This is a genomic window from Enterobacter sp. LM3 (assembly GCF_046622475.1).
Classification (GTDB): Bacteria; Pseudomonadota; Gammaproteobacteria; order Enterobacterales; family Enterobacteriaceae; genus Enterobacter; species Enterobacter cloacae_P.
The window spans coordinates 1-20,603 of the sequence record NZ_JBJURN010000023.1; the positions used below are offsets into that span (position 1 = coordinate 1).

Below are 20,603 nucleotides of genomic sequence, written 5' to 3' on the forward strand. Positions count from 1 at the left end.
GTGAATTCATTTTTTGCACCTCATCAGTTATTTAATTTATAACCTCTGAACGTGTCTAAAACTATTAAACCACTTCACCCGTCCCCGAAAAGCCGGAAGGAATAAGCTGAGGGCACCGCGAAGCGGCGATTTTCTTTGCCGGGAGCCGGGATTGTTAAGGGGGCGCGATAGCCCCCTTAACACGTTCACCGCAGCGGATTATGCAGGTAGCAGAAATGTCTGAGTGAACGGAACGATACCACTGAAATAACAAAGTGCCTTTGCGTCGCTTAACTGACAAACATTAGGGCATCGCGCCCGGTCGTTTACTTATTTCTGCTCGTCTTTCTTCTTGCCAAGCGTTGGTGTCTCGTCGAAGAAGTTCCACGGTTTGAGCAGGGTATGCACCCATTCCGTCGGCATAATTGGCCACTCTTCGGCACGTGCAACGTGAGTTGTCCCGGTCGTCATCCAGACCACATCATCCTGGTCGTTCAGCGACTCGTTATCCTTGCTGTACTGGCCCAGGCCCGTATCGTGCGTTGAGCGGTTCGGGAATTTCCCTTCCGGGTACATTTCATCTGGATGGTAGCGCGTCACCCACAGCTGTTTATCCATAAAGCTCAGGCGGTGGTAGATCCACTCGTCCGGGGCAAACTTCGCACCGGTCGCCACCGGGTGTGTACCGCCCGCGTAAGGGATGATCTGGTACGAGACCGGGTTACCCATGCGGTTCTCTTTGCTGGTGTTACTCAGCAGCCGGATGGTACCCGGGTCAAATTTCTGCGCAGCCTGTTGCTCGGTATCAATGCTGTACTGATTGATCTGCATGGTGCTGGTACGCGGGCCACCGGCGGTGTTGGGTTTCACTTCCGGATCCATCGCCACCATCTTGTTATTGATACCATCCACGTCCATATCCAGACGGAAGTTATAGATGTGCTGGTGGGTGGTACCCACGATGTTATGATCGATCAGGGTGCCATATTTAGTGTCGTCTTTTGCGGTGGCATCATGCATGGTTTTCGCCTGCACGCCTTTCACGGCTTCAATACCCGTCGCGCCCGCATCAATACCGATGGTGCCATTTTCGTGGAATACCCAGTCGAAGATGTAGTCATAGTTGCCGACGGTACTGACCCAACGCACCACCAGTTCACGACGTTCGGTACTGACGTTCGGCTGACCCATCTCCTGGTGCTTATACTCCGGCCCGGCATAACGTTCGAAGATGGCGATTGCGCGAGGGATCTCCATGGGTGCACCGGTGTAATCCGGAATGGTTTCATTGAGCATCACGGCGTTAGACGGTACGTCTTTGCCGCGCACCAGTGGGGAGGTCAGCGTGCCCATGCCGTAGTCGCCGGAATCCAGATACGCCTTAAAGTACCAGCCGACATCCGGGTCGCCGTAAGGGACGATCATCCCACCGAGCGATCCTTCATACATGATCTGGCGCTTTTTGCCATTGTCGTTCCAGGTCACGGTAGAAATAACCGGCCCGACACGGGAGTCCAGGCTCAGGTGGAAATCCCAGTTCTGCCAGTGCACCATATCGCCGGTAATGGTGTAGTTTTTCCCTTCCGGTTCAATGATGTCGAGCGGTTTTTTCGGGGTTTCTATGCGGTCACGGCCATCATATGGGCGTGGAGCCATCGGAACCGGAACAACCGCACCTTCTTCAATTTTCTGGATTTTCTTCTGTTCGAGGTCGACCACTGCCACCAGGTTTTCGATAGGGTGTGCCCAGTAGTTACCGTCGCCAACGTCCAGATAGCTCACCACTTTCAGCAGGCGGTCTTCCTGTTTCAGCCCGTCTTTACCGTCAAAATAGCCGACGGTTAACGGGGTCGTAATGACCTTCTTCGGGTCGGTGACGCCGTGTTTTTTCAGCGCATCGGCATATTCCGGGCTGTCATTGATAATCTGTTGTACGGCGGTGAAGTCATCCAGCAACACCATGCCGTGCGCGTCTTTGACCGGCTCCCAGCGCAGGACTTTTTTCTCTTTCAGGTCAACCCGGCTTTCAATAACATGTTTTCCGTCCAGCATGATGACGTTCGCCTGGCGAGGAGAGTCTACCGGCGTACCGTTCAGCACAAAGTCCCACACTTTGGCTTTCTCTGGCTCAGCAAGGGCAATCTGGGTAAAGCGGGTATTCGGTTTAAAATCGGCAGAGGCTTTGACAATGTCGACAGCCTGCTTAATTTCGTCAGCCGTTAACGCATTTAACGGGTGAGGGCGTTTTTCAACCTGGAAAGTCTGGTCAAGGCCGGACTGGAAGACATCGTTAATGAAGGTGTCAGCGATCCAGGCTTTTTTGTTTTTCATCACCACCGGCACCTGCAGCTTCAGGGTTTTGCCGTTGACGATGGCGGTTTTTGCGCCGGGTTTTACCTTCACAAACGCACCGTCTTTGGTAATGGTGAACATCTGTGCGTAATCATCCCACTGCACATCAGCGCCAAACGTCTGCAGCGTTTTGTCCATCGGGACCATATGCGCCTCACTGCCGTGGGCGAAAACGGGAGACTGCCAGGCGCAAAACAGAGCAACTGTCATGGCCAGTGCCGTTTTACGGGCAGAAAAAGAAGAGTTGCTTCCCATCGTTGACCTCATATTGTTGTGTTTATTGTGTTGTGATGACCTTATCCTGACAGCCGCAGGCGAAAAGCGTTTGCCTGCATCTGCCAGGTTATTTGCCAGTCTTGCCAGGTTAAAAAAAGACCGGGGGTAAATCACACCCCGGTCAATGGACTTGAGAGGAAAACGTCAGAAGTCGCTCTGCTGGCGCGCCACCAGCGTCAGAATGGAGTAGAGCGCGACGGCTTGTTGGTTCTGGTTGAAGATCTCAACGGCCCATTCCACCACGCCAGTCGGTTTTTCATCGGCAGAGCGTTGTTTCTTCAGCGTTTTGCGTTTGCAGGTCAGGCGCACCTGAATGGTATCGCCAGGTTTGACCGGCTCGATAAAGCGCAGGTTTTCCATGCCATAGTTGGCAATGACCGGCCCGACACCCGCATCGACAAACAGCCCCGCCGCGGCTGAAATCAGGAAGTAACCGTGTACCACGCGCTCGCCAAAGATCGACTCCGCTGCGCCGATCTTGTCCATGTGGGCGTAGAAATGATCCCCGCTCAGGCAGGCAAAGTTAACGATATCGGCTTCCGTCAGGGTACGGCGCGGCGTCAGCAGGCTATCGCCCGGCTGCAGTTCCTCGAAGTATTTACGGAATGGATGTACGCGATCTTCCTGCACTTGCGCACCGCGCACCCACTGTTTGCCAATGGCGGCGAGCATCGTCGGGCTGCCCTGAATGGCAGTACGCTGAAGGTAATGCTTCACGGCACGCAGACCGCCCAGCTCTTCACCGCCGCCCGCGCGGCCTGGACCGCCGTGTACCAGCTGCGGCAGCGGAGAACCGTGCCCGGTGGACTCTTTGGCCGACTCCTCGTTGAGGATTTGAATGCGTCCGTGGGCGCGCGCCGCACCGGAAATAAACTGGCGGGCGATGGTCTGTTCGGCCGTCACCAGCGTGCCCGCCAGGCTGCCGCCGCCCGCGCGTGCCAGCGTTATCGCGTGCTCTGCGTTACGGTATGGCATCAGGGTGGCAACCGGGCCGAAGGCTTCGGTGGCGTGCACGGCAGGGGTCTCGTCCGGCTGCGGGCAGAAGAGCAGGGTTGGCGGGAAGAACGCGCCCGCGGCCTGCAGATCGGCTTTGCCACCCAGACGGATCTGGCAGCCTGCGGCAACCAGCAGATCGACTTTTTCCTGCACGTCGGCGCGCTGTTCACTATTCACCAGTGCGCCCATTTTGACCCCTTCCTGTGCCGGGTCGCCCACCACCACTTTTTCCAGCCGCGCAATCAGCGCCTGGCTGACGGTATCAATTTGCCCCTGCGGCACAATAATGCGGCGAATAGCCGTACATTTTTGCCCGGCCTTCGTGGTCATCTCGCGGACCACTTCGCGAATGAACAGGGCAAATTCCGGTTGATCTGGCGTGACGTCTTCCCCCAGCACGCAGCAGTTCAGGGAGTCTGCCTCCATCGTGAAGGGGATCGCGTTCGCCACGATGTTTGGGTGAACGCGCAGGCTCTGTCCGGTGCTGGCGGAGCCGGTGAACGTCACCACGTCCTGGCTGTCGAGCTGGCTCAGCAGATCGCCTGCACCGCCGCAGATCAGGCTGATGGCTCCCGCCGGTACCAGACCGCTTTCCACGATCGATTTCACCATTGCCTGCGTGACCTGCGCGGTGGCGGTGGCGGGTTTGATGATCGCAGGCATCCCGGCAAGCCAGGTGGGAGCCAGTTTTTCCAGCATGCCCCAGCACGGGAAGTTAAAGGCGTTGATATGCACCGCCACGCCAGATTTTGAGGTTAATACGTGGCGCGCTGCAAAACCGCCTTCTTTCGACAGGGGGATCAGCTCATCTTCTGGCCACAGCGTGTCGTCCGGCAGTTCGCGGCTACCGAGGCTGGCATAGGTGAAGAGGGTGCCGATACCCCCTTCGATATCGACCCAGCTGTCGGCCTTTGTCGCCCCGGTCTGGGCTGACAGGGCATAAAACTGTTCTTTCTGGCTGAGCAAATGTTTTGCCACCGCTTTCAGCATGGCGGCTCGTTCGATAAAGGTCATCGCGTGAAGTGCTTTACCGCCGTGTTCAATGGCGTAGTGGCGGGCGGCCGCCATATCCAGCCCTTCGCTGGTGACTTCCCACAAGGCTTCGCCGCTGATGGCGTGATGAATATTGCGCTCGCGGCCCCGGCCAGACTGCCAGGTACCGGACAAGAAGCTGGCTAACTGCTGCATCGCTTATCTCCAAATGTTACGTAATTTCACTATAGATAGTTTGATCATGAATCATAAAAATCAAGCTGAGTTTTAATGAATTGTTAACGTTGTGATCTGGCATGACGAAATACAGCTCATAAAGCCTCAGTTCACACGCCTTGCTTGAAAAGCCTTGCGAGCAGCATCACAAAACAAGGAAACATTTCTTGGGGTTATATTTAACTTCTGTGTAACTTTTAAGAAACGAAATGATTCACCATTTCACTTGTTAAGATAGATTAGCGAATCATAAAGGTGATGATGTGACGCAAGAACAACGCTTTGAGCAGCGCATAGCGCAGGAGACGGCCATCGAGCCGCAGGACTGGATGCCTGACGCCTACCGTAAGACGTTGATCCGCCAGATTGGTCAGCACGCACACTCTGAAATTGTCGGCATGCTGCCGGAAGGGAACTGGATCACCCGCGCCCCCACGCTGCGCCGTAAAGCCATTTTGCTGGCGAAAGTGCAGGACGAGGCCGGCCACGGTTTGTATCTCTACAGCGCGGCGGAAACGCTGGGCTGCGCGCGGGAAGACATCTATCAGAAGATGCTCGACGGCAAAATGAAATACTCCTCCATCTTCAACTACCCAACGCTGAGCTGGGCTGATATCGGCGTAATCGGCTGGCTGGTGGACGGTGCTGCCATCGTCAACCAGGTGGCGCTGTGCCGTACCTCTTACGGCCCGTACGCCCGGGCGATGGTGAAAATCTGTAAAGAAGAGAGCTTCCACCAGCGTCAGGGCTTTGAAGCCTGTATGGCACTGGCGCAGGGCAGTGGATCCCAGCGTCAGATGTTACAGGATGCTATCAACCGTTTCTGGTGGCCGGCACTGATGATGTTCGGGCCTAACGATGACAACTCACCGAACAGCGCCCGCAGCCTGGCCTGGAAAATCAAGCGCTTTGGTAACGACGAGCTGCGCCAGCGTTTTGTGAATAACACCATCCCGCAGGTGGAAATGCTGGGCATGACCGTGCCGGATGCTGACCTGCACCTGGACGAAGGGACGGGCAACTACCGCTTCGGCGAGATCGACTGGCACGAGTTTGACGACGTCATTAACGGGCGCGGTATCTGCAACCACGAACGCCTGGCCGCAAAACGTAAAGCCTGGGAAGAAGGGGCGTGGGTGCGCGAAGCCGCACTGGCGCACGCAGAAAAACAACACGCCCGCAAAGTGGCTTAAGAGGAAGCAACATGAGCAATGTCTACTGGCCGTTATACGAAGTGTTTGTACGCAGCAAACAAGGGTTATCCCACCGTCACGTTGGCAGTCTGCACGCCGCTGACGACCGCATGGCGCTGGAAAACGCGCGTGATGCTTATACCCGCCGCAGCGAAGGCTGTTCCATCTGGGTGGTGAAGGCGAGCGAGATTGTCGCCTCCCAGCCAGAAGAGAGCGGTGCGTTTTTCGACCCGGCGGAGAGCAAGATCTACCGCCATCCGACGTTTTACACCATCCCTGATGGCATTGAGCACATGTGAGGTCAGGGATGAAAACATTATCTGCATACGTCCTGCGTCTGGGCGACAACGGTCTGGTGCTCTCTCAGCGTCTGGGAGCCTGGTGTGGTCACGCGCCGGAGCTGGAAATTGACCTCGCACTGGCCAATATCGGTCTCGATCTGCTGGGACAGGCGCGCAATTTCCTGACCTACGCCGCCGAACTGGAAGGCCAGGGCGATGAAGATACGCTGGCCTTTGGCCGCGATGAGCGCCAGTTCCGCAATGTATTGCTGGTGGAACAACCTAACGGCAATTTCGCCGACACCCTCGTCCGTCAGTACTTTATGGATGCGTGGAACGTGGCGCTGTATGAGCGCCTGATCCACAGCAGTGACCGCCAGATTGCCGCTATTGCCGCAAAAGCGATTAAAGAAGCGCGCTATCACCTGCGCTTTAGCCGCGGCTGGCTGGTGCGCCTGGGTGACGGCACAGAAGTATCCGCACAAAAAATGCAGCAGGCGGTCAACAATCTGTGGCGCTTTACCGCTGAGCTGTTCGACGCCGATGACGTCGAACTGGAACTGGTTGCGTCCGGTATTGCCATCGACCCGCGCACGCTGCGTCAGGCATGGGAAAGCGAAGTGTTTGCTGGCTTGCAGGAAGCCACCCTGAACGTGCCCGATGAAGTGGCGTATCGCACTGGCGGCAAGCGTGGGCTGCACACCGAACATCTGGGGCCAATGCTGGCAGAGATGCAATATCTCCAGCGTATGTACCCCGGGCAGCAGTGGTAAGAGAGGGGAATGTCATGCAACGTCTCGTGGACATCGCACCTGCACAAATCCCGCAAATCTGGTCGCTGTTAAGCCAGATCCCGGATCCTGAAGTCCCGGTTTTGACCATCACCGATTTAGGTATGGTGCGCAGCGTTTCCGCGCAGGGCGAAGGCTGGGTGATTGGCTTCACGCCAACCTACTCGGGCTGCCCGGCGACGGAACACCTGCTGGGAGCCATCCGCGACACGATGACTGCGCATGGCTTTACCCCGGTACATATCGTGCTCCAGCTTGAACCCGCCTGGACCACCGACTGGATGACAGCCGATGCGCGCGAACGTCTGCGTGAGTATGGCATCAGCCCGCCTGTAGGCCATAGCTGTCACGCCCATGTTCCTGCGGCGGTGAGCTGCCCGCGCTGTGCGAGCACCGATACCGCGCTCATCAGTGAATTTGGTTCAACGGCCTGCAAAGCGCTCTGGCGCTGCAACACCTGCCGTGAACCTTTCGATTATTTCAAATGCATTTGAGGCTGCCATGACAACGTTTCATTCATTAAAAGTGGCAAAAGTGGAACCCGAAACACGTGACGCTGTCACAATTACCTTTTCCGTGCCGCAGGAATTGCAGGATGCTTACCGCTTTCGCCCGGGTCAGCACCTGACCTTAAAGGCCACGCTGGGTGGTGATGAGCTTCGCCGCTGCTACTCCATCTGCCGTAGTACCGCACCGGATGAGATCAGCGTGGCGGTGAAAGCCATCGAAGGCGGGCGTTTTTCCCGTTATGCCCGCGATACGATTGTGCAGGGTATGACGATGGACGTCATGGTGCCGCAGGGCCATTTTGGCTATCAGCCCCGGGCCGAACGGGAGGGTCACTATCTGGCGATAGCGGCTGGATCGGGCATTACGCCGATGCTGGCTATTCTCTCCGCTACGCTGGCCACCGAGCCGAAAAGCCACTTCACCCTGATCTACGGCAACCGCAGCAGCCAGAGCATGATGTTCCGCGGCGCGCTGGCGGATCTGAAAGACAAATACCCGCAGCGCCTGCAGCTGGTCTCCATCTTCAGCCAGGAGCGGCTTGACAGCGATCTGCTTCACGGTCGCATTGATGGCGAAAAACTGCAGGCGCTGGCGAAAACCCTGATCAATTTCCGCCAGTATGACGAAGCCTTTATCTGCGGCCCGTCGGCGATGATGGACGACGCTGAAGCGGCGCTGAAAGCGCTGGGGATGGCAGAAAAATCTATCCACCTTGAGCGCTTCAACACGCCTGGCTCAGCGGTGAAACGCGCTGTAAACGTGCAGGTCGAAGGGCAGAAAGTCACCGTCCGCCAGGACGGGCGCGACCGTGAAATCACCCTGACGGCCGATGACGAAAGCATTCTTGATGCTGCCCTGCGCCAGGGGGCAGATCTGCCCTATGCCTGTAAAGGCGGCGTGTGTGCCACCTGTAAATGTAAAGTGGTGCGCGGTAAAGTGGATATGCTCACCAACTATAGCCTGGAGCCGGACGAGCTGGCTGCCGGGTATGTCCTGAGCTGTCAGGCGTTGCCGTTAACCGCTGACGTGATCGTCGATTTCGACGCGAAGGGGATGGCATGAGCGAACTGATTGTCACCCGTCATGGTCGTGTATTGCAGCTGACGTTGAACCGTCCGGCGGCGCGTAATGCGCTCAACAATGCGCTGTTAACGCAGATTGCTGAAGAACTGGAAGCCGCAGCGGCGAATACCGACATCTCCGCCTGTGTGATCTACGGCAACGAGCGCTGTTTCGCTGCCGGAGCCGATCTCAATGAAATGGCGGAGAAAGATCTGCCCGCCACGCTGAACGATATCCGTCCTCAGCTGTGGGCGCGGATCAACACCTTTAACAAACCTCTGATCGCCGCGGTTAACGGCTTCGCGCTGGGAGCCGGGTGTGAACTCGCGTTGCTCTGCGACGTGGTTATCGCCGGTGACAACGCCCGTTTTGGTCTGCCGGAAATCACCCTCGGCATTATGCCGGGTGCGGGCGGCACGCAGCGTCTTATTCGCTGTGTGGGCAAATCGCTTGCCAGCAAAATGGTGCTGACCGGGGAAAGCATTACGGCACAACAGGCGCAGAGCGCCGGTCTGGTCAGCGATGTGTTTCCGGCGTCGCTGACGCTGGAGTACGCCCTGAAGCAGGCCGCGCTGATGGCGCGCCACTCTCCGCTGGCGCTGCAGGCGGCGAAACAGGCGCTGCGCCAGTCTCAGGAAGTGCCGTTGCAGGCCGGGCTGGCCCAGGAGCGGCAGCTGTTTACGTTGCTTTCGGCGACTGACGATCGTCGTGAAGGCATCGACGCCTTCTTACAAAAACGCACCCCCGACTTTAAAGGACGCTAATTGTGGAATTTATTCTGAGTCATGTAGAGCAAGGCGTAATGACCCTTACGCTGAACCGCCCGGAGCGTCTGAACAGCTTTAACGACGTGATGCACCAGCAACTTGCGGAGTGCCTGAAGCAGGCCGAGCGGGATGACACCATCCGCTGTCTGTTGATCACCGGGGCGGGACGCGGTTTCTGTGCGGGTCAGGATCTTAACGACCGCAACGTCGACCCGAACGGCCCGGCTCCCGATCTGGGGATGTCCGTTGAAACCTTTTACAACCCGCTGGTGCGCCGTCTGGCAAAACTGCCGAAACCGGTAATTTGTGCGGTCAACGGCGTGGCGGCCGGGGCGGGGGCTACGCTGGCACTCGGCTGCGACATGGTGATTGCTGCCCGCTCCGCTAACTTTGTGATGGCTTTTAGCAAGCTAGGGCTAGTGCCGGACTGCGGTGGTACCTGGCTGCTGCCGCGCGTCGCCGGACGCGCCCGGGCAATGGGGCTGGCGTTGCTCGGTGACAAACTCAGTGCCGAACAGGCGCAGGCGTGGGGGATGATCTGGCAGGTGGTGGACGACGAACAGCTCTCCGTTACGGCACAGCAGATGGCGCTGCACTTTGCGTCGCAGCCAACCTTTGGCCTGGGGCTGATCAAGCAGGCGATCAACGCCGCAGAGACCCATACTCTGGATGCACAGCTTGATCTGGAGCGTGACTATCAACGTCTGGCCGGGCGCAGTGACGACTATCGGGAAGGTGTCAGCGCCTTTCTGGCGAAGCGCGCGCCGAACTTTACGGGGAAATAACATGGCGATACCTATCCGCACTGTCGCCGTGATTGGAAGCGGCACGATGGGAGCCGGGATTGCCGAAGTGGCGGCAAGTCATGGTCATCAGGTGCTGGTTTATGACCTCGCTTCCGAGGCCGTTTCCCGCGCGATTGACGGTATTCGTCAGCGTCTGGCTTCCCGCGTGATGCGCGGAAAGTTGTCTGCGGACTCTGGCTCGCAGATCCTCGCAAGGCTGGTTCCGGTGACGGATATCTCTGCCCTTGCCGCAGCGGATCTGGTCATTGAGGCGGCCTCTGAACGGCTGGAGGTGAAAAAAGCGCTGTTTACACAGCTGGCGGAAATCTGCCCGCCGCAGACGCTGCTGACCAGTAATACCTCTTCAATTTCCGTCACCGCCATCGCCGCAGACATTCGCCACCCGGAGCGCGTCGCGGGGCTGCATTTCTTCAACCCGGCACCGGTGATGAAACTGGTGGAAGTGGTCAGCGGGCTGGCGACATCGCCTGAAGTGGCCGATGCGCTGTGCGAGCTGGCGCTGAACTGGGGAAAACAGCCGGTGCGTTGCCAGTCAACGCCAGGTTTTATCGTTAACCGCGTGGCACGCCCGTTCTATTCCGAAGCCTGGCGTGCGCTGGAAGAACAGGTGGCCGCACCGGAGGTGATTGATGCCGCGCTGCGCGAAGGCGGTGGTTTCCCGATGGGGCCACTGGAGCTGACCGACATGATTGGTCAGGACGTCAACTTTGCCGTGACCTGTTCGGTGTTTAACGCCTTCTGGCAGGAGCGTCGTTTCCTGCCATCGCTGGTGCAGCAGGAGCTGGTACTGGCGGGACGATTGGGTAAAAAAAGCGGGCGGGGCGTTTACGACTGGCACGGCGATAAACCGGACGTGCAGTGGCTTGAGGCGGTCAACGACAGTTTTAGTCCGATGAGCGTCCAGAGAAAAAGTGACGGTGTCACGGAAATTGACGGCGTACTGTTGATTGAAACACAGGGCGAAACTGCGCAGGCACTGGCGCTTCGGCTGAACAGCCCGGTGGTGGTGGTTGACCGTATTGAGCGCGACGTGGCCGTTATCGCGGCGGCGTCCAGCAATCCGCACACCGCCACGCAAAAGGCCATCTTCTGGCTGCAACAGCAGGGACACCGGGTGGTGCAAATTGCCGATTATCCCGGCCTGCTGGTCTGGCGGACGGTGGCGATGATTGCCAACGAAGCGCTGGATGCGCTGCAAAAAGGGGTCGCCAGCGAGAAGGATATTGATACTGCGATGCGTCTGGGCGTGAATTACCCGAGCGGCCCGATTGCATGGGGAGAACGTCTGGGCTGGCAACGCCTGCTCACGCTGCTGGAAAACCTGCAACGTCATTACGGTGAAGAACGCTATCGCCCCTGTTCACTGCTGCGCCAGCGGGCGCTTCTGGAGAGTAGCTATGAGTCATAACGCCTGGCATAACGCCCGCACCATGTATGAACAGGATGCCTGCGCGCAGGCGTTGGGGATCGACATTATCGAGATGGATGACGGGTATGCGGTGGTGACCATGACCATCACCCCGCAGATGCTCAACGGCCATAAAACCTGCCACGGTGGACAGCTGTTCTCACTGGCAGACACCGCCTTTGCCTACGCCTGTAACAGTCAGGGACTGGCGGCGGTGGCATCGGGTTGCTCCATTGATTTTCTGCGTCCAGGTTTTGCCGGGGACACGCTGACCGCCACCGCGCGGGTGAAGCATCAGGGCAAGCTGACCGGCGTGTACGACATTGAAATCCAGAACCAACAACAGAAAACGGTCGCTCTCTTTCGCGGGAAATCTCACCGCATTGGCGGCAGTGTGACAGGAGAAGCCTGATGCGTGATGCATTTATTTGTGATGGTGTTCGTACCCCGGTTGGTCGCTATGGCGGCGGATTAGCGGGTGTACGTGCGGACGATCTGGGGGCAGTGCCGCTGCGTGCGCTGCTGGCACGCTACCCGCAGCTCGACCTGGAACGTATTGATGATGTGATTTTCGGCTGTGCCAACCAGGCGGGGGAAGATAACCGCAACGTGGCGCGCATGTCGGCGTTGCTGGCAGGTTTGCCGCAGACGGTTTCCGGTACCACCATCAACCGTCTGTGCGGTTCGGGGCTGGACGCGATTGGTTTTGCCGCTCGCGCTATCAAAGCCGGTGACGGCGATCTGATGATTGCGGGGGGCGTGGAGTCGATGTCCCGCGCGCCGTTTGTGATGGGTAAAGCCACGGCGGCGTTTCAGCGTCAGGCGGAGATCTTTGATACCACCATCGGCTGGCGATTTGTGAATCCGCTCATGCATCAGCAATTCGGAACTGACAGCATGCCGGAAACGGCAGAGAATGTAGCTGAATTGTTAAATATCAGCCGTGCCGATCAGGACGCGTTTGCCCTGCGCAGCCAGCAGCGTACCGCACAGGCGCAGCAGAATGGTGTTCTGGCGCAGGAAATTGTGCCGGTACGGGTGCCTGGTAAAAAGGGAACGGTGACAGAAATCAGCGTGGATGAGCACCCGCGCGCCGATACCACGCCTGAACAGCTCGCCGCGCTCAAAACCCCGTTTCGTAAAAACGGCGTGGTAACCGCGGGGAATGCCTCCGGCGTGAACGATGGTGCCGCCGCGCTGATTATCGCCAGCGAGCAAATGGCACTTGCGCAAGGTCTGGTTCCACGCACCCGGATCGTGGCGATGGCCACCGCCGGTGTTGAACCGCGTCTGATGGGGTTAGGCCCGGTGCCAGCCACCCGTAAAGTGCTGGAGCGCGCCGGTCTGAATATTAACGATATGGATGTCATTGAGCTTAACGAAGCCTTTGCTTCACAGGCGCTGGGCGTGTTGCGTCAACTGGGATTACCGGACGATGCCGCACACGTCAACCCGAACGGCGGCGCTATCGCATTAGGCCACCCGCTGGGAATGAGCGGTGCCAGGCTGGCACTGGCTGCCAGCAATGAGTTGCACCGACGCAACGGGCGCTATGCGCTTTGTACGATGTGCATCGGTGTGGGTCAGGGCATCGCCATGATCCTTGAGCGTGTTTGAGCGAATTACAATGTGAGTACCCTACAATGACAACGACAAATACAACAAAGCTTGATCCGATCGAAACTGCATCCATTGACGAATTGCAGGCTCTGCAAACCGAGCGCCTGAAGTGGACGCTGCATCACGCCTACAACAACGTTCCGATGTACAAACGTAAGTTTGACGCTGCGGGCGTTCACCCTGACGATTTCAAAGTGCTGGACGACATTCGTAAATTCCCGTGCACCACCAAGCAGGATTTGCGCGATAACTACCCGTTCGACACTTTTGCCGTACCGATGGAGCAGGTGGTGCGTATCCACGCCTCGTCCGGTACTACCGGTAAACCGACTGTCGTGGGTTATACCCAAAACGACATCGACAACTGGGCTAATATTGTTGCCCGCTCCCTGCGTGCCGCAGGCGGCAGCGCAAAAGATAAAATCCACGTGGCCTACGGCTACGGCCTCTTTACCGGCGGACTGGGGGCACACTATGGTGCTGAGCGTTTAGGGGCGACGGTGATCCCGATGTCCGGCGGTCAGACCGAGAAGCAGGCACAGCTGATCCGTGATTTCCAGCCGGACATGATCATGGTTACACCGTCCTACTGCCTGAACCTGATTGAAGAGCTGGAACGCCAGATGGGGGGCGATGCCAGCACCTGTTCCCTGCGGGTGGGCGTGTTCGGCGCTGAGCCGTGGACACAGGCCATGCGCCGTGAAATTGAAAAACGACTGGGGATCACCGCCCTGGATATCTACGGGTTGTCAGAAGTGATGGGCCCGGGTGTGGCGATGGAGTGTATCGAAACCGCCGACGGCCCGACCATCTGGGAAGATCATTTCTACCCGGAGATTGTCAATCCGAACGACGGCACGGTGCTGGCCGACGGTGAGCAGGGCGAACTGCTGTTCACCACGCTGACCAAAGAAGCGTTGCCGGTGATCCGCTACCGCACGCGTGACCTGACGCGTCTGCTGCCGGGCACCGCACGCACTATGCGCCGTATGGATCGCATCAGCGGGCGCAGCGACGATATGCTGATCATCCGTGGTGTCAACGTATTCCCGTCGCAGCTTGAAGAAGAGATCGTCAAGTTTGAACACCTCTCTCCGCACTATCAGCTGGAGGTGAACCGCCGCGGACATCTTGATTCGCTTTCGGTGAAGGTGGAGCTGAAAGAGAGCAGCTTAACGCTCACTCACGAGCAGCGCTGCCAGGTTTGTCATCAGTTGCGCCACCGCATTAAATCAATGGTTGGGATCTCCACCGACGTGATGATCGTTAACTGTGGCAGCATTCCGCGCTCTGAAGGGAAGGCCTGCCGGGTGTTCGACCTGCGTAAGGTGGCAGCGAACAGCTAAGGCCAGACGTGTCACCCTGGCTCTCTCCCTTTGGGGAGAGGGCTGGGTGAGGGAACCAAACCGCACAACATTTTATGCTATGATTCATCCAGGAAAAAAATCACAACAGAATGAATCACATGAATAAACTCGACGCCTTCATCCAGCACGCAGTCAGCTCCGTTCCCATCAGCGGGACATCGCTTATCTCTTCCCTGTACGGTGATGCACTTTCCCATCGAGGCGGTGAAATCTGGCTCGGCAGCCTGGCCGCTTTACTTGAAGGCATGGGGTTTGGTGAACGTTTTGTGCGTACCGCGCTGTTCCGCCTTAACAAAGAGGGCTGGCTGGATGTTTCCCGCATTGGGCGTCGCAGCTTTTACCGTCTGAGTGATAAAGGACTGCGTTTGACCCGTCGCGCGGAGAATAAAATCTACCGTGCGGAACTGCCCGCATGGGACGGCAAATGGCTGCTGCTGCTCTCTGAAGGTCTGGACAAAACGACCCTCGCCGATGTGAAAAAACAGCTTATATGGCAGGGGTTTGGCACGCTTGCGCCGAGCCTGATGGCCTCGCCATCTCAGCATCTGGCGGATGTGCAGTCCCTGTTGCATGACGCGGGCGTGGCGGAAAACGTCATCTTCTTCGAGGCTCACTCACCGCTGGCACTGTCCCGCGCTGCGCTACGCTCCCGGGTAGAAGAGTGCTGGCAACTGACAGAACAAAACGTCATGTACGAGACGTTTATCGACTCATTCCGGCCGTTGTTGCCGCTGCTGAAAGAGGCTGCGCCGGAAGAGTTGACGCCAGAACGTTGCTTCCAGATCCAGCTGTTACTGATCCATTTTTATCGTCGTGTGGTGCTGAAAGACCCGCTGTTGCCGGAAGAGTTACTACCAGCGCACTGGGCAGGGCAAAGTGCCCGACAGCTCTGCATCAATATTTATCAGCGTGTGGCACCGGGAGCGCTGGCGTTTGTCAGTGAGAAAGGCGAAACCTCCGTCGGTGAACTGCCCGTGCCTGGCACGCTCTACTATCAACGCTTTGGTGGTCTTACAAGCGCATAAGGAGTGAGGATGCCTGTTTATCAAATTGACGGTCTGACGCCGGTCGTGCCTGACGAGAGCTATGTTCACCCGACGGCGGTACTTATTGGTGATGTGATCCTGGGTAAAGGTGTTTACGTTGGCCCAAATGCCAGCCTGCGCGGCGATTTTGGCCGTATTGTGGTGAAAGACGGTGCCAACATTCAGGATAACTGCGTGATGCATGGTTTCCCGGAGCAGGACACCGTGGTCGAGGAAAACGGGCATATTGGCCACAGCGCCATTCTGCACGGCTGCATTATCCGGCGTAACGCACTGGTCGGGATGAATGCGGTGGTGATGGACGGCGCGGTGATCGGCGAAAACAGCATTGTCGGTGCGGCGGCGTTTGTGAAGGCGAAAGCGGAAATGCCTGCCAACCATTTGATTATTGGCAGCCCGGCCAAAGCGATTCGTGAGCTGAGTGAACAGGAAATAGCGTGGAAGATGCAGGGCACGCGGGAATACCAGGTGCTGGTGGAACGCTGCAAGCTGACGATGCATCAGGTTGAACCGCTGCGCGAGGCAGAACCCGGGCGGCAACGGCTGATATTTGATGAGAATTTGAGGCCAAAGTCGGCGGGGTGAGTGGGCTTGAGGTCAGCCCGTTAGCCACGTCTGTCTCAGGTCGCAGACAGACGTGGCTAACGGGCTGATTAAGCGAACAGGTACGAGTATTTCTGTCGCCGGGTTCAATAATGGTAGCTGGTCAGGGGCGCGAATTGAAATATGATAGGGGGCTAAACGTTAGCTGACAAAACGAGAGGGATTTCGTCATATGGAAAAGAAAATCTTCATACTGATTGCTCTGGCCGGTTTAGCTGCGGGTTGTGCGCCGTTACATCCTTCCGGGTGCCATAAAACCACGGCAACGGGCAGTTGCGGTTCTGGCCGCTGGGACGATCAGGATGAGTGGGGCGCTCAGGCCCGGGCAATCAAAGCGGCTATTAATGCCAAACTTGTTGCACCACAAAGCTGGAAAGGGAAAAAATGCAGATTGCATATCGAGTTTGCTCAGGATGGCACTGCTTCAAATATTTCGACCAGTGATGGTAATAAAGCATATTGTGAAGCGTTAAAATCCGCTGCTCAGAAAGCCACATTCCCCGCCTTTACCCATCCGGAGGTATATGGAGATTTCCAAAAATCGCGCTTTGATATGCTCGGCTAGTTCATCACCTCCACGTGGCTAAGCGACAGGCAGCGGGTTCTTCCCGCCATTTATGTTGCGTATAATGCGGTGTCGATACAATTCTGATAATTGCTGTGACTAATAATATGAATCTCAATCGCTTTTGTTATCTGCTACTGATCTTCGCGGCATTCGGGAGCCTTTTTACGTCGTATCCCTTTGTCACGTGGCTTCTGCTTGTCAACGTACTGACACTGACGATTTACGGCATAGACAAAATGGCGGCGCGTAAGGCCTGGCGCAGAGTGCCAGAATCTACTTTGCTGGTGTTTGGATTGATGGGGGGGTGGCCGGGGGCGATTGTGGGTCAACAGCTCTTTCGCCATAAAACACAAAAGCAACCATTTAAAACATATTTCATCATCAGCGTGGTATTGAGTCTCTCAGTGATGGTGGCGGTTTATCAGTACTCTCCATTTTTCCCTTCCTGAACAGGTAATACCCCTAAAGAAAGTGCATGGTTAGCCGATATTGGTGAAGCTTTACTCTGTTCTGGGGTAAAGCCACATCACTAAGATCGAACATATCAATAAGGATGAATAATGAACGACACCTCTTTTAAATGGACGTGTATTACATGTGACAAGGAGATCCCGCAGCATCTTGAATATTGTGCTGAGTGTGAGGAAAAACGATATCGTAAAATAGGCGGTTTGTTATATCTGCCACTGATCAATATACTGTTTATCGCTTACTCTTACTTCAATTCTCTGGCAGTAACTTTAAGTGCTGGCATGGGAACGTTAGGTCGTCTTCCGATCTCCCAGACTATCTATCTCTTTATTGCTGCTGGGGTTAACTTAATTTTCCTGCTCTTTGTCATTTATATTGTTTCTCTGTTTTTACGTAAAAAGAAAGAGTTACCCCTGGCTTATTGTGCATTGCTTGTTTCGAGTGTCACTCTTATGCTAATTGATCGGGTAGCCACTTCTTACATATTCCCGCAACTCACCCTGGACTTTGCTCAGGTGATGCCTGTTATTACATATGTGATTTACGCTTGTATATGGATCCCGTACTTCCGCACCTCCGTACGGGTTAAAAAGACGTTCATTTGGTAGGCGAACCAGGCAGTCAGTAAACGATATTAAAGGATTTTTGGTGGATTTGATTCCCGGTATTGAACAAGCTGAATCTGTTGAAGTCTCAGATTGTCAGGGCTGCAACTGCAGCCCTGCGCCTGGAGCGGACATTACAAAAGTGAAAGAAGGAATATCTCATTCGAGATAACCAGGGCAGCAATTATTCGGTAGCATTCCGCTTATCTGTGATTTCTGTCAAGGTTTGTTGATTTTTTTTATTGACAGCCTGTCTCTTAAAAATTAGCGGAAGAAAATGAGTGCCACCATCAATCCCGCAACTAAAACAGCACAGTAGAAAAAGATGTTCCCTGTGTATTCAGAAAGTGCGTTTAGGTGCTCTTGACCTTGTTTATTTAGTATTTGAATGGCGTCTTTTTCATTATCTGCTTCTATTGTATAAGGATATCTAGTAAATCCTTTATGTTTCAGTTCATTAGAAATATGTCTCGTCAATAGATTCTTAGCGATTACTTTGGACTCATCACCTTTAATGAAGATTACATAGTTATTCACATCTATTTCCTCTACATGAAAAAATACCTAACACCATTGATATAACGTTAGTAAGACTTCTGAAACTATTGTTATTAGTAGGGTACGAGTACGTCTGCTTTTTGCTGTGAGTTCAACCTATGGATGCAACACACCTAAGCAACCTGACCATAATACCAGCGTTCTCCTGTGAACCATTCATCACGATCCTCGCTTCCATAGTATTCGAGTGTGATACCGATTTCCTGTACGTTAGCTGGCAGAATGAGTCCCCACTCAGCAGCAAGGCTACGATCTTTGATCAAAGCAGAAGCACCATTTTCAGAACGACCTTCAGTTACGAAGCCTTGATAATATTCCTCGGAGCGATAAAGACAGACCTCACTTGTAAACATATCCGGAAGACATACTACAGCGGTAATCCGAGGGCTGTAATTCATACCAGCAGTGGCCGTTATGAGGTTTGAACATGCATTAATCAAAGCTTGCGCACAAGCTGCTTTGGTTTTAAGCGTGCTATATTTCCCCTGAACGAGGTTGATATCTACTGGAATTTTGAAATTCCAGTAATGCTCATCTTCTGAAAAAACACTACGTTCAAGGTTGTGAAAAGTACCAGCCCAACGGTTAAGAGCTTTTATGCGTCGGGGAATATTTCTGACTTTGGTTCGATGATCTCTGTTAAGTCGTCTACTCATGAATAATTTACTTTTTAGCTGCTCAAACGGTTCACGTTGTGTCCCTACAAAGAGCATTCTATCCTAAGTTGTTCAGTTTATCGTTACGTCTGCAATTTAATGCACCGCAATCGGCTTGCAAGAATTTATGTTTGCCCCTCGCTCAAAACAGATCTCACATTTCCTCATGCAAGTCTGCTTCGCGCCAGAAGCGAACACCACTTACCCCCGTAGCCACGGTGTGATCGTCAACCCGGTAAGCAAGCCTTCAGGGCTAAGCAGGCGAGTAACGGTTTGCCCCCACGGTTCGGTGCGGTTAGCCACCAGCAGGCGATAGCCTTTTTCACTCAGGATACGGGTAGCAGAAGCGAGATCCTGTACCTCATATTCAATCCATCCCTGCGGTATCGGATGGTCGGCTGGCCACTGCTCCTCGCCAAAACATGATGTTGCAGCCTGTGATAGCGGCCAGACGGCAAAATGTTTAACCCCCTCCAACATACCTTCTTCGGCAAGAAGATAGTCGCAGTTACCCTCCATTGGCTTAAGCGGCAATCCGAGTGTCTCGACATAAAACCCTGCACTGGACTCTGTATTTCGCGAAATGGGCCCGAAACCCGCGACAAACAAAACCTCAACGCCTGGTAAAATCTGCGACATATCCACCCCCTTAATTGCCTGAAATTAATTCTGAATTTATATTACGGCTGGCCTAAACGCTACCCTCAATTCTGGTATCTCATTCACTGTACGGGTTTAGCACTCAGGGCTATGACAATCAACAGGATGGCACCCGCACTCATTACCAGCCATGCGCTGGTCAGTGAAACCGCATTGTCGCGAAGGATCCCTCGCAATTAATGGCATGAGTGCAGCAATCATGTATCCACCACCTTGCACTTTAGAGAGTAACCTCCCGGCCTGTGCAGGTGTTCGTGTGTGCTAGAAGGTGATGATGAGAGACTGCGGGAAGATGGCTCCGATACCTGTGCAGGCAGCAAGGTTGACACTGCCTACCCGGCGAAAATACCAGACACATTAGCCTCGCCATCAGTAGCAACAGAACAGCGAGCAGTGGAACACGACGATCGGGGAATTTATCAGCCAGCGCTGAAACGACAAACCCTGCGACAACTTCGGTTGAATGGTATAACGTCTTGCGGCAATCTGGTTGCTGTAAGCTGTTCAAAATCACAAAGGCTCATATGAAACAAATTACTATCAGTGACCTGAAACACCAAAGCGAGCAAGCCGCAAATTCCCCTCGCTTACGTGCTCATCGGAATTTCCACACTGATCTGAGTGATCCAGTTCAGCGTCTAGCTATTACTATGGAGCCAGGCACCGCTGTGCTGATGAAATGGTACGCTCAGGTGCAAGTGGGCGATGGTGGTTTTACTCTGTAAATTATTTACAGTGGGCCCAGCGAGTTGAAATGTGATCCTATTCAGTTGGCATTTTAAAATACTAATCACTTGCGATCTAAAATATTACGAACGG

General features: G+C 55.1%; 21 protein-coding genes and 2 pseudogenes. 17 read left to right on the forward strand and 6 right to left on the reverse strand.

Going from position 1 to position 20,603, the window contains the following annotated elements; genetic code table 11:
• Positions 1-309: 309 nt before the first annotated feature.
• Both tynA and paaZ read right to left on the reverse strand, forming a co-directional pair.
• Entirely contained in the window at positions 310-2,586 is a 2,277-nt protein-coding gene (gene tynA / locus ACJ9N4_RS18835; RefSeq protein ID WP_196391253.1) for a primary-amine oxidase, read from the reverse strand.
• Between the two features lie 165 nt (positions 2,587-2,751).
• Positions 2,752-4,791: a phenylacetic acid degradation bifunctional protein PaaZ gene (paaZ, locus tag ACJ9N4_RS18840; protein ID WP_182271330.1), complete on the reverse strand. Its 2,040-nt coding sequence runs from the start codon at positions 4,789-4,791 to the stop codon at positions 2,752-2,754.
• Positions 4,792-5,075: 284 nt separating this feature from the next.
• Here paaZ and paaA point away from each other — a divergent pair, with 284 nt between their 5' ends.
• The 16 genes from paaA to ACJ9N4_RS18920 all read left to right on the forward strand — a co-directional run bounded on the left by paaA (position 5,076) and on the right by ACJ9N4_RS18920 (position 17,913).
• Positions 5,076-6,005, forward strand: coding sequence for a 1,2-phenylacetyl-CoA epoxidase subunit PaaA (gene paaA, locus ACJ9N4_RS18845; RefSeq protein ID WP_411500710.1), 930 nt, complete (start codon positions 5,076-5,078; stop codon positions 6,003-6,005).
• Between the two features lie 11 nt (positions 6,006-6,016).
• Positions 6,017-6,304 (forward strand): 1,2-phenylacetyl-CoA epoxidase subunit PaaB, encoded by a 288-nt coding sequence (gene paaB / locus ACJ9N4_RS18850; RefSeq protein ID WP_182271332.1) that lies wholly within the window; start codon positions 6,017-6,019, stop codon positions 6,302-6,304.
• An 8-nt stretch (positions 6,305-6,312) separates the two neighbouring features.
• Positions 6,313-7,059 (forward strand): 1,2-phenylacetyl-CoA epoxidase subunit PaaC, encoded by a 747-nt coding sequence (paaC, locus tag ACJ9N4_RS18855; protein WP_411500711.1) that lies wholly within the window; start codon positions 6,313-6,315, stop codon positions 7,057-7,059.
• A 14-nt stretch (positions 7,060-7,073) separates the two neighbouring features.
• Complete coding sequence (gene paaD / locus ACJ9N4_RS18860; RefSeq protein ID WP_411500712.1) at positions 7,074-7,571, forward strand: 1,2-phenylacetyl-CoA epoxidase subunit PaaD; 498 nt, start codon at positions 7,074-7,076, stop codon at positions 7,569-7,571.
• A gap of 7 nt (positions 7,572-7,578) precedes the next feature.
• Positions 7,579-8,649 carry a 1,2-phenylacetyl-CoA epoxidase subunit PaaE gene (paaE, locus tag ACJ9N4_RS18865; protein WP_196391256.1) on the forward strand — a complete coding sequence of 357 codons (1,071 nt, stop codon included), beginning with the start codon at positions 7,579-7,581 and terminating at the stop codon, positions 8,647-8,649.
• Positions 8,646-9,413 carry a 2,3-dehydroadipyl-CoA hydratase PaaF gene (paaF, locus tag ACJ9N4_RS18870; RefSeq protein ID WP_182271336.1) on the forward strand — a complete coding sequence of 256 codons (768 nt, stop codon included), beginning with the start codon at positions 8,646-8,648 and terminating at the stop codon, positions 9,411-9,413. The genes paaE and paaF overlap by 4 nt, the downstream gene beginning before the upstream one ends.
• Positions 9,413-10,201, forward strand: coding sequence for a 2-(1,2-epoxy-1,2-dihydrophenyl)acetyl-CoA isomerase PaaG (paaG, locus tag ACJ9N4_RS18875; RefSeq protein WP_411500718.1), 789 nt, complete (start codon positions 9,413-9,415; stop codon positions 10,199-10,201). The genes paaF and paaG overlap by 1 nt, the downstream gene beginning before the upstream one ends.
• A gap of 1 nt (position 10,202) precedes the next feature.
• Complete coding sequence (gene paaH, locus ACJ9N4_RS18880; RefSeq protein WP_411500713.1) at positions 10,203-11,630, forward strand: 3-hydroxyacyl-CoA dehydrogenase PaaH; 1,428 nt, start codon at positions 10,203-10,205, stop codon at positions 11,628-11,630.
• Entirely contained in the window at positions 11,620-12,042 is a 423-nt protein-coding gene (gene paaI / locus ACJ9N4_RS18885; RefSeq protein ID WP_182271338.1) for a hydroxyphenylacetyl-CoA thioesterase PaaI, read from the forward strand. The genes paaH and paaI overlap by 11 nt, the downstream gene beginning before the upstream one ends.
• Complete coding sequence (gene pcaF / locus ACJ9N4_RS18890; RefSeq protein WP_182271339.1) at positions 12,042-13,247, forward strand: 3-oxoadipyl-CoA thiolase; 1,206 nt, start codon at positions 12,042-12,044, stop codon at positions 13,245-13,247. The genes paaI and pcaF overlap by 1 nt, the downstream gene beginning before the upstream one ends.
• Positions 13,248-13,273: 26 nt before the next feature.
• The gene (gene paaK, locus ACJ9N4_RS18895; protein WP_182271340.1) at positions 13,274-14,596 is read left to right on the forward strand and encodes a phenylacetate--CoA ligase PaaK; all 1,323 of its coding nucleotides are present in this window, start codon (positions 13,274-13,276) and stop codon (positions 14,594-14,596) included.
• Between the two features lie 110 nt (positions 14,597-14,706).
• Positions 14,707-15,642, forward strand: a complete 936-nt coding sequence (gene paaX / locus ACJ9N4_RS18900) for a phenylacetic acid degradation operon negative regulatory protein PaaX (RefSeq protein WP_182271341.1) — start codon at positions 14,707-14,709, stop codon at positions 15,640-15,642.
• A 9-nt stretch (positions 15,643-15,651) separates the two neighbouring features.
• Positions 15,652-16,248 carry a phenylacetic acid degradation protein PaaY gene (paaY, locus tag ACJ9N4_RS18905; RefSeq protein WP_182918469.1) on the forward strand — a complete coding sequence of 199 codons (597 nt, stop codon included), beginning with the start codon at positions 15,652-15,654 and terminating at the stop codon, positions 16,246-16,248.
• Between the two features lie 190 nt (positions 16,249-16,438).
• A complete protein-coding gene (locus tag ACJ9N4_RS18910) occupies positions 16,439-16,831 on the forward strand; it encodes a cell envelope integrity TolA C-terminal domain-containing protein (protein WP_182918468.1) in 393 nt (130 codons plus the stop codon).
• 107 nt (positions 16,832-16,938) lie between these two features.
• A complete protein-coding gene (locus ACJ9N4_RS18915) occupies positions 16,939-17,283 on the forward strand; it encodes a DUF1294 domain-containing protein (protein ID WP_182271344.1) in 345 nt (114 codons plus the stop codon).
• Between the two features lie 111 nt (positions 17,284-17,394).
• Positions 17,395-17,913 (forward strand): DUF2569 domain-containing protein, encoded by a 519-nt coding sequence (locus ACJ9N4_RS18920; RefSeq protein ID WP_182918467.1) that lies wholly within the window; start codon positions 17,395-17,397, stop codon positions 17,911-17,913.
• A gap of 261 nt (positions 17,914-18,174) precedes the next feature.
• Here the strand turns inward: ACJ9N4_RS18920 and ACJ9N4_RS18925 are convergent, their stop codons facing one another.
• From ACJ9N4_RS18925 to ACJ9N4_RS18940, 4 genes and pseudogenes are all read right to left on the reverse strand, one after another.
• Positions 18,175-18,447 carry a hypothetical protein gene (locus ACJ9N4_RS18925; RefSeq protein ID WP_182271346.1) on the reverse strand — a complete coding sequence of 91 codons (273 nt, stop codon included), beginning with the start codon at positions 18,445-18,447 and terminating at the stop codon, positions 18,175-18,177.
• A 134-nt stretch (positions 18,448-18,581) separates the two neighbouring features.
• On the reverse strand, positions 18,582-19,181 hold the full coding sequence (locus ACJ9N4_RS18930; protein ID WP_232105419.1) for a DUF3916 domain-containing protein: 600 nt from the start codon (positions 19,179-19,181) through the stop codon (positions 18,582-18,584).
• Positions 19,182-19,325: 144 nt separating this feature from the next.
• Positions 19,326-19,763 (reverse strand): VOC family protein, encoded by a 438-nt coding sequence (locus ACJ9N4_RS18935; protein WP_182918466.1) that lies wholly within the window; start codon positions 19,761-19,763, stop codon positions 19,326-19,328.
• Positions 19,764-19,846: 83 nt separating this feature from the next.
• A pseudogene (locus tag ACJ9N4_RS18940) lies at positions 19,847-20,244 on the reverse strand (MFS transporter); the annotation flags it as partial.
• A gap of 64 nt (positions 20,245-20,308) precedes the next feature.
• On the opposite strand from ACJ9N4_RS18940, the pseudogene ACJ9N4_RS18945 reads away from it, so the two are divergent.
• A pseudogene (locus ACJ9N4_RS18945) lies at positions 20,309-20,455 on the forward strand (WbuC family cupin fold metalloprotein); the annotation flags it as partial.
• Positions 20,456-20,603: the final 148 nt, after the last annotated feature.